This is a genomic window from Acidipila sp. EB88 (assembly GCF_003858395.1).
Lineage (GTDB): Bacteria > Acidobacteriota > Terriglobia > Terriglobales > Acidobacteriaceae > EB88.
Map to the genome: position 1 here is coordinate 2,431,394 of NZ_QWEV01000005.1, position 12,351 is coordinate 2,443,744.

Here is a 12,351-nt window from a genome sequence, read left to right on the forward strand (position 1 = left end):
CTGCTTTTGTTTCCGCATTCCGCAAGATCAACGCTCAAGATCAACGCTAAGGACCGGGAGGGAAGAGAGTCCGGCGCGGCCATTGGCCGGTGCGCCGCGGTTGCAACGTTGTCCTGAAAGAGCTACTCCAACCTGCCGGTCCGCGCAGACGGGCGCTTGCCATGGGTCAGGGCACAGGCTTCAGCAGTGCCTCATCCCGTTCGGCCGCTGTGACCCTGCTGAAGAAGTCCCGGTACTTTGCGTAGTCACTCGCAGGAATCTCCAGCTTGCGAATGCGCAGAGTGCTGCGATAGCGGAGCACTCCGTCGGAGAGCGTCATGGAGTTGTCGAAGGTCGCGAAGTCGGTGGCAAGATGCACCGGGTCCGGGAGATCCTCCGGCTGCAGCTTTCCAGGCAGCTGGATCGTGTAGTCCTCACGCACTTCCTCTTCCTTGCCGAGCGCCACCGGATACAGACGCGGCTTTTGCTCGTTCATGCCGGGCGGTGCGTAGCTGTCCGTGACCGCGGGACGCACCAGGAGCAGGTCGCCGGCATGCTTCACGTAGCTCGCGGCCATTACGTGGAAATCGACCTCGAGCGGCGTGCTTCTTTCCCTGGCGTGTTCGATCGTGAAGTCGGCAAGAGTGAAGTGCGAGAACGATTCCCGCAGCCCCTGCTCGGCTCGCTGCTGCAACTTGCGCGCGTCGCCTTCGAGCGAAAGGTGCCGAAGAATGTCACCCGTGTTGCCTCGTCGCACCTCGTGTATGTCGCCGCTCAGTGTTCCGTCCGGGGCGAGCACAAACGTGCCTGTGCGCAACAGCGTGTTGTCCTCAGGGGGCACCGTGGGCAACTGCAGCGGGGCAGTGGCCTTGCCGGCCAGAACCAGCCCGTAGGTGCCCTGCAGCTCCGGCTCCAGGGACCCGGCAGGGGCGACGGGATTGGTGGGGTCGAAGATCAGCAGGCGTTTGCCCGCCCACTCCGCCACGGTCTGCAAGGCAGGATCGTGCAGGCCATCCGGCACTTCGATGGCGACGATCATGTGGTTGGCGTAGTGGGACGGCATCGCCAGGTCAAGGCGGTGATCAAAGTCCACCAGCACTGGATAGGCCCGGATGCCGGCATCGGCAAGCATCGCGGTCAGCAGCGTCGCCTTGTCCTTGCAATCACCAAAGCGATTGCGGAATACATCCACGGCCGGGTGCGGTTGCCATCCACCGATGCCCATCTCGACGGCTACGTAGCGGATCTCATCCTGCATAAAGCCGGTGAGGGCGAGAACCTTGTTCGCAAAACCGGGTTTACCCGCGGTGAGTTCCGCCACTTTTGCCGCAATCGCTGGCGAGGAGCCATCGCGGCCGGCAGCAAGGGCGGCATACCAGGTCCCCACCGCGTCCCAGCTTCCATCGGACGGTGCAATCCCTCCCCCCGCAAACGCAACCATCATGCGTGCCGAGAGCTCGCCCATCTGCGGCGCGCCGGGTTCCTCATCAAGGGAGGCGCGCGGGCCCGTCTGCCAGCGCCATGTGGAGGGTGCGACCTGCTCGGGCTGCACCGCCGCCATATGCGCCCAGCCATCGGAGTAGTGATAGCCCGCCGGGAGCGCCAGTGTGACCGAGTGCCCCACGCTTGGAATGGATGCGTCCAGCGTGTACCGCCAAGCGGTGATGTATGGAGGTTCCTCCAACTCGCTCTCGAACGCTACGATCGCGCCGGGTTCGGCATCGATGGCCTGCGCCAGCCGCACGCGCGAAGAGTCGAACACCGCGAAGTTCGGGACCGCCGAAGCGTCGGTCATGTTCTTGTCGTCCAGTTGATACTCATGGTCGTCCGCGCCAATCGTCCAGCTGTGCAGCGCGCGGACTTTGCCTGCCGCGTCATAGTACAGCGGGTAGGTGGCCCATTCGCTTCCTGCAGCAGTGAGCAGCTTGATGACCTTGCGCTCATGAACGGTGGCGCGGCCGTGCGCATCCACAGTGATGTCGCTCTGATCGAGCAACACGACGGCGGCATCGTGCTGCCGCAGGGTGGGCAGAGGCGTCCGCGCCGCTTCGCGCACCCAGTCGGGCACATGCACCGTCTTGGCCGCGTGGGCAGGCGCAGTCAGCGACAGCGCAAAGCCTGCCAGCAGGCAGAAGTGCTTACCTGCCCGCAGCATTTGCCTCGCCGCCTGCTGCCGTGGGTGTGGCCTGCTGCACCAGCAACAACTGTTCTTCGTCTGCCGAGCGCAGGCCGCCCAGGAACTCCCGCAGTTTCGGGTACTGTGCCACCGGCACCAGCACGGCTCCCATCGCGACGGTGCGCACCATCTGGACCTTGCTGCCGGTGACGGTGGTATGGACGTTGTAAGCCAGCAGGTCAAGCGCCTGCGCTTTTTTCTCTGGCGGCACTCCCTCCGGCTTGATGCCGTCCGGCAGGCTTAGCTGCACTACGTCGGTTGACACATACGGATAATGAAAATACACATCATTCTTCCGGCTCGGGCTGGTGAAGCTCTCTTGCTCGTTCTGGCGCAGCAAGGCCTGCGGCAGGATCAGTCGACGCCCATGCCCAGTGCCAATCGGTCCGCGTATGCCAAACACGATCTTGAGCGGCTTTTCCCCATCGTCGAGGTCGTCCATTGTGATGACATGCAGTTGCATGCCCCCGGGCAGCATGGCGCGTGCTTCTTCCTCGAAGCGCTGCTTGGTGTCGGCTACCGCCTCGCCTGTCTCCCGCTGCCGGATGCGAAGAGCCTCCTGCCCGGAGAAGAGCAGTGTCAGGGTGCCCGACGCTTCGCCGTCATCTCGCAGCCCCAGGATCGCGGTTCGCGCAATTACCGTGTCTTTGTAGCTGAGTGTTCCGGCCGAGGCGATCGCTGTTCCATCCTCTGTCTGCCGGACGCCGCGCGCCCAGCTGTGTTTCCAGGCAAGCTGTCCGTAGGGACAGAACCGTTGCCCCGGATCGAGAAATACCTCCTTGCCGTCGATGCTGGCGATCACAATGGTGTCATCCAGTTGCGACGTGTCGATAAACAGCGGCTCGAAGATGTTTTGGTCGCGGTTGGTCACCTTCATGCCGTAGGCACGCAGGCCTGCGGTTCGCAGCATGGCCAGGAACGTCAGGGCAATCTCGTCGCCGGATCCGCGCTGCCGCACCCAGATGTCTTCCGCGGTCCTGACGGCGTGCAGCCCCTGTGCCTGGTTCTCCTCCTGCGTGTGCTGCCGCGTAAAGTTCGTATTCTCCATCTTCATCGCGGCCAGGTACAGCTTGCGTGTTTTCACCTCCGCGCTATCGCCGGGTGCGAAAAGGCCGGGGATGTCGGCGCGCATCTTCGGCCCGGCAACGGCAAAGGTGTTCATATCCTTGCTGAGAAACTTGCCCTCTTTCGCCCAGTAACTATCCACCTCGGTTTGTGCGGCGTAGTAGAAGAGCATGCGGTAGCTGAAGGACCGGGTAGGCGGCAGGGCATCTTCATCGGGCAGCGCCGGGATGTTCTCTGCGGTGAGCTCGTAGTAAGCATGGCCCACACCATTACTCGGAATGAACTTCGCACCCTTTGGCAGCGAACTGACATAGAAGAGCCCGGCACCGATCTGATCATGATCCACCGTCACGTACTTCGAACCGTTCATCTGAAAAGGCCGGAAGATGTAGTGCGCATGCAGCACAAAGGCGTCCTGCTGCACGTACCAGTGGGCCGGTAACAGGATGTTATCGGCATACGATAGGCGGTAGCGATACTCAAGGATGCTGCCCACCTGCACGTCCGGCATGCTGAACACCACGGCTTTGTAGGTCTCTCCGCGCCGATGCATTGTTTTCTGAAATGGCTTGCCGGTAAAGGGGATGACGCGCCCATCGGTGTGTACCGTCTGTGCTTCCACATCCTCCACCCCGAACCGCCGTTCCAGCATGCCCACCTGGACGTCGGAGTATCGCTCAACGCCTGCCTGTGTCAGCACCTTGAGGCGCACGGAGATGATATGGACATTGGTCTGGTCACTGTCGGACTCGTCATACGACAGGTAGACGGCGTTTGCTCCTGGATCCTCCGCGGGAGCCTGCATGTTGAGTTCCTGCGGTGTCGGCATCGGCAGGCTCGAGGCATGTGCCATCGGCAACAGAGGAAGTGCAGAAAGGCTCAGGATCGCAGCACTGGTGCGGAGCAGAAATGGAACAGGCATGATGTCGGCACCTCCAGCGCGCCGTCAGGACGCTCCATTGCTATCAGAGTGCGCTTGATCCAGCAACACACTTTGGTGATGTCTGTATGAAACCGGAGCAGTGGCCGGTGGCGTGCCTGCCTTGCCGGATGGACGGTGCCGGGCCACTTCGGGGTGAGACGCACACCGGCTCAAGCTACAGGAGCGACGCCCTCGCAGCGCAGCAGCTCGCGGTCCGGATGCACGCCGTGACCTCCAGGCGCGTAACCTTCCAGCATCTTGGAAGGCAAGGCCGCATGGTACGCGGTCGTCCCGAAAGCATCCAGCTGCGCACCTGGCGGGAAGGCAAGGTAGGCCCTGCTTACTTGAATGCCCCGGTATCGGGCTGCAGACCGACTTTGCGCTGCATCGGGCGCATCTCCGGATTCGCCATGAAGCTTTTCCAGATGAGCCCGCTTCGCCCGTTCTCGATCATCACTGTCTGCGGAGCCTGGTTGAGCCCCATCGTGATGCCGGAGTACCAGTCGGCGGTCTGGTTGAACGCGTCGCGAAAACCATAGATGTCCCAGGTCTCGGCTCCAAGGTCGCGATACCAGTGCTTGATCGCGGCAAGCGATGCCTCGGGTGTGTAGGCGTATGCGCTCACGGCCCCGGTGGGCGCAATGGTACCATCATCGGTTACAAATGGTTTGTACTCCTCGTAATGGTCTTTCGGTCCGTCGACCGCGGTCAGCCCCCAGCTATCCGCGCCATAGCCCTTGAAGTGGTTAGGGTTTGCTACGGAATACGCCTGGCTCATCAGGGACTCGTTGCGATTGTTCTGGAAGTACTCGGAGTACTTATCATGCACGCCACGAGGGTCGTAGCCCATGAATGAGTACTGTGTAAAGAACAGCGGGCCCGGTGTTCCTTCTCCATAACCCTGGGTCAGCGGTATGTTGAAATAAGTGTGGCGCATGCCGTACGGCTCGCTGCCTCCTTCCCGGGTGTACCCGGTCGAGTAAAGGCTGGCGGGCACTGCGTGTGTGGGTGAAGCGATCGCAAGAAGATACGTGATCATCACCTCGTTCCAGCCTTCCAGCCGGTTGGCGATGTGGAAGGCGTACCGTGGCGACCAGTGCCAGTAAAGCGCATCCCGCTTCGGGGTCGCGCGGAACCAGTCCCACTCCACGCCATCCCAGAGGCTGGTGATCAATGCGCGCAGCTCGCGCTCCTGTGGAGTATCTGCGGAAAAATACTGCCGCGCAGTTAACAGCCCTTCCATTAGGAAAGAGGTTTCAACAAGATCGGCACCATCGTCGTAGATCCCGAACAGCGACACCGCATGCCCGGTACTTCCGCTGAGAAAGTGGGGCCATACGCCGTGGAAGCGATCCGCGCGTGACAGAAATTGCGAGATCTGCAACAGGCGATCCGTCGCCTGTGTGCGCGTGATGAAGCCACGGTCCACAGCCACGCACATTGCCATGATGCCGAAGCCGCTCGCTCCGAGTGCGATCAGGTCGTCCGCGCCCGGCTGCGACTCCCGCGCCATCCCTGAGACTGGTTCGGCGGCCTGCCAGTAGTAGCGGAAGCTTGCCTCCTGCACCATGGTGAGGAGTTCGTCATCGCTCATCGGGTGTGTGCTTGCCCCTGCGGCAGCGCTCATCGGCGACTCCGCAAGTGTAGACGTTCGGGCCGACACCTTGTAAGTCGCGGAGAGGTGCGGGTCTCCGACATAATCGGAGTACAGGTTGACGCCGGGGCGCTGTACTCCGATCGCTTTGTACGGCGCGCCCCCGATGGAGCGATAGATCACGTACTGCGCAACGGCGGGGTCCTCCGTGTCGTGCTCCGATCGCTGCTCCGATCCATTCCACGAGAGCTGCACGTGCCGTTCATACCCGGTAGCCCTGAGCCGTGTAGGCGGTTTCGGCCGTTCTGCGTGCTGCGCGCCTTCGATCCGTATGTCATCCATATACAGCACGTGGGAGACCCCGTCGGCTGCACCCTGGCTCAGGATCACGCTTCCGAGCCGGCGTGCCCTGAAAGGCTTGTGCGAAGCGCTTGTGAAACGCGCCAGCGGAACTGCTACACGTGTCCAGTGCCTGGCCTTGAGGTTTGCGGTAAACGCACCGAGGGAGACTGGCAGCGTGTGGCCATCATCCACATCTGCCAGCGCGATCTGCGGCAGCTGATTGTTGTGGATGCCTTGCTCGCTCCACAGCCACACGTACAGGGTATCGCCGGCCCAGTCGATGACGCGGTTGCGCCACTGGTACACGTCGAGCTGCGTATCCCAGCCGCCGTTTTCGCGCGAGAGCCACTGGAGAGCCAGCGCATTCGGCCCGCTGATGTACTCGCGGTTCTCGACCGGCAGCTTGCCGTCCACGAGCGCCAACATGCTGGGCGCTGTCACCGTTCCCTTGCTGTAGGGGTAAGCATGCGCGGCGAGACTGTTCTCGAAGAATACTTCTTGCGAATAATGCTGGTCGGCCCAGCATGGCTGCGCGGCTGCAAACGCTGCTGCAAGCAGCAAACACGAAACTCTTGCCTGCTCGATCATGGCGCACCTTCCAAACAGAGTTTTACTGTAGAGGATCCAGACTTGAACAGGCTTTCAAGGTAGTTGGCACTGTGGCGCAATGTGCTGCGCGGACACAGGCAGAAGAGCGAGACAGATTCGTCCGCACCCCAAAGCCGCAGCTCGATGCGAGTGAGCCATAACGTGCATGTTGCTGTTGCCGCGAGGCATGTGCCCGTGCGCAGCCGGCCGGCCGAAGTGGACGAGCATGCAACGTGTTCGAACCGGTCAGACTCAGGGACCCACAGCGTTGTTCAAAGACCAGGCTACTCGGGCTATTTGACAGTCGTTTCTTCGGGAGCGCAGGCTTCCATCCGACCGGACGTTTGCCGGGAGTGCGCCCGAACACGCCTGTGCTGGGCTGCTGCCACAAACGCTGATCAGGAGGCGTTATGTCGGTACCTTGTGATCTCACACTGAGCGAGTCAAAAAAGCGTCTTCAACAGTGCGCCCTGCGCGTCACGCTGCTCACGGTGGCAAGCGCGGCCCTGGCCACCACGGCCAACGCACAGTTTCGCGCTTCCATTCAGGGTACGGTCAGTGATCCCAAGGGCAACGTGATCAGCGGCGCCACCGTGACCCTCACCGACGCGGATACAGCGAGGGTGCTCACCGCCGTATCCAACGGCAGCGGCACCTATAACTTCAACGCGCTCGCCCCGGATCACTACACGCTTTCAGCCTCCGCTCCCGGCTTTCAACAGCAGGTGATCAACAATCTTCAACTCATTCCAGAGCAGGCCAACTCCGTCAATGTGCAGATGGTGGTCGGCGCTGCATCGAGCAGTGTTACGGTGCGTGGCGACCAGGTTGCTGCACTGGATACAGAGACGGCCGCAATCGGCGGCTCGATCGATGCCAACCAAATCCAGCATCTTCCGTCCGCGGGACGCGATGTGTTTCAGCTGGTGCAGCTGGCCCCCGGCGTCTTCGGTGATGGCGCACAGGCGGCGGGTGGCGGAACCTCCAACCTTCCCGGAAACTCAAGCCCAGGCGGAACCACCAGCAGCAGCGGCATCTTTGCCACGGAGAACGGGCCACAGGCAAATGCCAATGGCGGTCAATCCGAGACCAACGGCATCCAGATCGATGGCATCAGCACCGTCAGCGCGGTCTGGGGCGGAACCTCCATCATCACGCCGACGGAAGACTCGGTCGGCAATGTCAAAGTCATCTCCAACACGTACGACGCGGAGAATGGTCGCTTCAGTGGAGCGGGGATCCAGATCACATCCAAGACCGGCACCAACCAGTACCACGGCAGCCTTTTCTTCCGCGCAAACCGGCCCGGCCTCAACGCCTATCAACGCTACAACGGGCCGGGCAGCTTCAATCCCGGGACGCCCGCGGCTCGCGGTCTGCTGCGCGACACCACGCGTGCCAACCAGCTCGGCGGAAGTGTGGGCGGCCCGATTTTGCGCGATCGGCTATTTGCCTTCTTCGCTTACGAGACGCAGCGCAACAATGCCTCTACCACGAGCACCGGCTGGTACGAGACTGCCGCCTTCCGTGCGCTGGCGCCTGCTGGCAGCATCGCGTCCAAGTACCTCACCTTTCCCGGGGCGGCAGTGGCTGCCTCTTCGATCGTGAACCAGACCTGCGCACAGGCCGGGTTCTCCGAGGGGATCAACTGTCGAACCATACAGGGGCAAGGCCTGAACCTGGGTACGCCGCTGAACCAGCCGCTCGGCACACAGGATCTTACCTGGCAAAGTGTTACGGATCCCGGTGTGGGCGCCGGGCTGGGCGACACGGCAGATGTCGCGCTCTACAACACGGTCAATCCCAGCTCCACTGTTGCAAGCCAGTTCAATGGCCGGCTGGATGCGGACGTGACGAAGAAGGATCATGTTGCATTTGCTATCTACTGGGTGCCACTGACTACCACGAACTATGACGGTACCGTACGCGCGTACAACCTTTACCACCATGAGCAGACAAACGATGCGTACTCGCTGATCTGGAATCACGTGTTCTCGCCCACGTTTTTGAACGAGGCACGCGCGAACGATGCCGGCTGGCGCTGGAACGAAATTCTGACCAATCCGCAGGAGCCGTTCGGCCTGCCGCAGTCCCAGGTCGGGGGACTCGCCAACATCACAGGCACCAACCAGCTTGCCTTCTTCGGCGCGCCCGGGCCCAGCAACTTCAACCAGCACACGTACACCTACAAAGACATCGCCACAAAGATTGCCGGCAATCACTCTGTGAAGTTTGGCGGCGATGTGACGCGGCTGTACTACCTCAACAACCCGACCTACTCTGCGCGCCCGAGCTACACCTTCTACAACATCTGGGACTTCCTGAACGACGCTCCCAATGCGGAGAGCGGCAGCTTTGATCCAGCAACTGGAACCCCGACCACCAACCGGCAGGATGATCGCGAAGATCTGTACGGTTTCTTTGTGCAGGACGACTGGAAAGCGCGGCCCAATCTTACGCTGAACCTGGGCCTGCGCTACGCATACTTCGGCCCGCTATCGTCCAAGGAAAACAACCTCAACCGGGTGGTCCTCGGCGAGGGAGCAACGGCGTACACCAACCTGTATGTGCACCAGGGCGGCAACCTTACGCAGGCGCAGAAAGGCAACTTCGGCCCGCAGTTCGGTTTCTCTTTCAGCCCTGCGAAGTTCAACGGAAAGGCCGTGGTACGCGGCGGATTCGGCCTGAACTTCAACCAGACCGAAGTCGCGATCACGGGCAATGCGGGCAGCAATCCGCCCAACGTGCTTGCTGTTGCCTACAACAGCGGTTCGCCCACGGCAATTAACCCGCGCATTGTGTACGGCATTGCCAGCGACTCGAACTCACTCTTTGGCTATCCGGCGAATCCGAATGCTATCGGCGGTTTCAACACAGCCAATCTCCCGACTGCCGGGGGTGCGTTCATTACCGCCTACCAGGCGACGCAGCCAACCGTTTACACGGAGCACTTTTCGCTCGATACCCAGTTCGACCTCGGGCACCAGTTTGTCGCGACCGCCGGCTATCAGGGCAGCATGTCGCGCCACCTGATTGTGCAGAACTTCGCGTATGTGAATGCGTTCGCGTATGGGCAGGCGCAGAATCCGTTGGTGCAGAACATCGACTACTACGGCAACACCGGGCACTCCAGCAATAACTCTCTCCTGCTCGGGCTCAAGCACCAGATGTCACACGGCATCATGTTCGATGCCGAGTTCAACTACGCGAAGACAATGGACACTGGGTCGAGTCCGTACTACGAAGACCCGTACCCCTACCAGCCGGGACTGGCGTGGGGGCGCTCTGATTTCAACTATGGCAAGGCATTGAAGCTGTATGGCCTATGGCAGCCGGTGCTGTTCCACGGCAACACGCTGCTCAACAAGACACTGGGTGGTATCGGCATCAGCGGTATCTACAACCTGCACACCGGTTTCCCGTATACGCCGACGTACAGTGTGCCTGGCGGCAACCTGTACTATGCCGCCAGCGGTTACAGCAGCCTGCGCCCGGCGGCTTTTCTGGGCGGTGCTGGGCACCACACCGGCAACGACGCCTTTGAGGACGGCAAGCTCAACGCGAACTTCCCGCTCAACGCTTCGCTTGGCACAGGGGGAACCACGTCCGCGTACTTTGCCAATCCTGTGGCTCCGGTCGCGCAGGCGAACGGCTTTGCCACCGGTCTGCCCACGTTGCCAGGTGTGAGCCGCAACTCCTTCACCGGACCCGGCTACGAGGATTTCGATGGAACTGTGACCAAGTCGTTCGGGCTGCCAAGCGCGCGCGTGATCGGCGAGAATGCGAACATCGAAATTCGCGCGGATGCTTTCAATCTCTTCAACCAGATCAATCTTGACTCAAGCTCGATGGTGACCAACTACCTCCTGTCCACGTTCGGGCAGGCGCAGAAAGGTCTCTCCGCGCGCATCGTCAACCTGCAGGCGCGGTTCTCCTTCTAGACGCCGAGGTATAACCATAGGAGGGATGCACCGGCTCGCGCATCCCCCATTTGCCCGCGCCCGGCGCCTCGCACTTTCTTTGAAGAAGGAACCCACCGCATGATCCGCACCCGCCAGCGCTTCGCCCGCCTGATTCTGCCGCTTGTGGCATTCGCCGTTGTGTCCGGCGGGTTCGCTGCTCTTGCGCAGGAGCAGATCACCATCGATGCCAGCGCGCCGACGACACCGTTTCTGCACTTCTGGGAAAAGACGTTCGGGTCCGGTCGCGCGGTACTTTCACTGCGTGAGAGTTACCGGGATGACCTAGGCACCGTCAAGGCTGCGACCAACTTCGAGTCCATCCGCTTTCACGGCATCCTGATGGATGAGGTCGGTGTGTACGATCCGGATCGCGTGGTGCAGAACCCCGGGCTCGCAGCGGAGAAGGTGCAGAAGAGCTCTCCCTACAACTTCTTCTACGTCGACGAAATCTACGACGGGCTGCTGGCAAAAGGCGTCAAGCCCTTCATCGAGTTGAGCTTCATGCCGAAGAAGATGGCTGCTGATCCCAACAAGACGCAGTCTTTCTTCTACCGCCCAATCGTGTCGCCTCCCAAGAACTACGCGGACTGGGATGCAATGCTCAGTGCATTCGCCGCGCACCTTGTGGGGCGCTACGGGATTGATGAAGTCGCAAGCTGGAAGTTCGAAGTATGGAACGAGCCCAATCTTGATTTCTGGGGCGGCGATCCCAGGCAGTCTACCTACTTCGAGCTCTACGACCACACGGCGCGTGCGCTCAAAGCAGTCTCGCCACGCCTCCAGGTCGGTGGCCCTTCTACCGCACAGGCAGCATGGGTGAGTGACTTCCTTGCGCACACAAAGTCAGCGGAGGTGCCCGTCGATTTTGTTTCGACGCACGTGTACGGCAATGACACTGCCGATAACGTGCTGCACACCAACGAGGATGTGCCGCGGGACAGGATGGTCTACCGCGCTGTGAAGATGGTGCACGAGGAGATTCTGAAATCAGCGTATCCAAAGATGCCGCTGATCTTCTCCGAGTACGGCCCCAGCTACGCCAATGAGCCGAACGTGAGCGACACGACGTTTGTAGGGCCCTGGCTTGCAAACACCATCCGCCTCTGCGACGGACTCACCGACACGATGGCCTACTGGGACTTCTCGGACGTGTTTGAAGAGCAGGGTGTGGTGCACACGCCATTCTATGGCGGCTTCGGGTTAATTGCGGCGGGCTCGATTCCCAAGCCGGCGCTCAATGCCTTTGCTGCGCTTCACAAGCTGGGTGATGCACGCTACGGCCTTTCGTCGGAGTCAGCGCTGGCAACAAGAAGTCATGATGGCTCCGTAGTCGCAGCACTCTGGAACTACGCGCCACCCACGGGCACGGGCGCGGCGTACACCCCGCCGCCAACATCCGCTGGCACGCCAAAGACCTTCCACGTGCAGTTTCAGCATGTTCCGCCTACCGCCGCGGTGACGATCTTCCGGGTGGATGACACGCATGGAAACGTACTCGCCGCATATGATGCGATGGGGCGCCCCGAGGGGAACCCAACAGCTGCACAGCTCGCCAAGTTGCGTGCAGCCGGGGCCATGGCGCCTCCGGAGCAGCGGCACCTAGCCGGTGGAGTGCTGGAGATAGCCGTGCCACCGCACGGCCTCGCTGTCGTTCTTGTGAAGTAGCAGGCTGCAGTAGTCCGGCCGTCTTGTCGCGCACGCAGTAGCGCAGCGGAGCGCTCCA

Annotated in this window: 5 protein-coding genes; 2 read left to right on the plus strand and 3 right to left on the minus strand. The window is 61.3% G+C overall.

Annotated elements, in window-relative coordinates:
* Window positions 1-166 precede the first annotated feature (166 nt).
* The 3 genes from D1Y84_RS10695 to D1Y84_RS10705 form a co-directional block, all read right to left on the minus strand.
* Window positions 167-2,134, minus strand: a complete 1,968-nt coding sequence (locus D1Y84_RS10695) for a transglutaminase family protein (RefSeq protein ID WP_124848490.1) — start codon at window positions 2,132-2,134, stop codon at window positions 167-169.
* Window positions 2,118-4,142 carry a DUF3857 domain-containing protein gene (locus D1Y84_RS10700; protein ID WP_124848491.1) on the minus strand — a complete coding sequence of 675 codons (2,025 nt, stop codon included), beginning with the start codon at window positions 4,140-4,142 and terminating at the stop codon, window positions 2,118-2,120. The genes D1Y84_RS10695 and D1Y84_RS10700 overlap by 17 nt, the downstream gene beginning before the upstream one ends.
* A gap of 340 nt (window positions 4,143-4,482) precedes the next feature.
* Window positions 4,483-6,666, minus strand: coding sequence for a glucoamylase family protein (locus D1Y84_RS10705; protein WP_124848492.1), 2,184 nt, complete (start codon window positions 6,664-6,666; stop codon window positions 4,483-4,485).
* A gap of 410 nt (window positions 6,667-7,076) precedes the next feature.
* On the opposite strand from D1Y84_RS10705, the gene D1Y84_RS10710 reads away from it, so the two are divergent.
* Together D1Y84_RS10710 and D1Y84_RS10715 are read left to right on the plus strand one after the other, a co-directional pair.
* Window positions 7,077-10,607, plus strand: coding sequence for a carboxypeptidase regulatory-like domain-containing protein (locus D1Y84_RS10710; RefSeq protein ID WP_124848493.1), 3,531 nt, complete (start codon window positions 7,077-7,079; stop codon window positions 10,605-10,607).
* A gap of 99 nt (window positions 10,608-10,706) precedes the next feature.
* Window positions 10,707-12,293 carry a glycosyl hydrolase family 39 gene (locus D1Y84_RS10715; RefSeq protein ID WP_124848494.1) on the plus strand — a complete coding sequence of 529 codons (1,587 nt, stop codon included), beginning with the start codon at window positions 10,707-10,709 and terminating at the stop codon, window positions 12,291-12,293.
* Window positions 12,294-12,351: the final 58 nt, after the last annotated feature.

Coding starts and splice junctions, on each gene's coding strand:
- D1Y84_RS10695 (WP_124848490.1), bottom strand. CDS start 2,134: ATGCTGCGGGCAGGTAAGCACTTCTGCCTGCTGGCAGGCTTTGCGCTG.
- D1Y84_RS10705 (WP_124848492.1), bottom strand. CDS start 6,666: ATGATCGAGCAGGCAAGAGTTTCGTGTTTGCTGCTTGCAGCAGCGTTT.
- D1Y84_RS10700 (WP_124848491.1), bottom strand. CDS start 4,142: ATGCCTGTTCCATTTCTGCTCCGCACCAGTGCTGCGATCCTGAGCCTT.
- D1Y84_RS10715 (WP_124848494.1), top strand. CDS start 10,707: ATGATCCGCACCCGCCAGCGCTTCGCCCGCCTGATTCTGCCGCTTGTG.
- D1Y84_RS10710 (WP_124848493.1), top strand. CDS start 7,077: ATGTCGGTACCTTGTGATCTCACACTGAGCGAGTCAAAAAAGCGTCTT.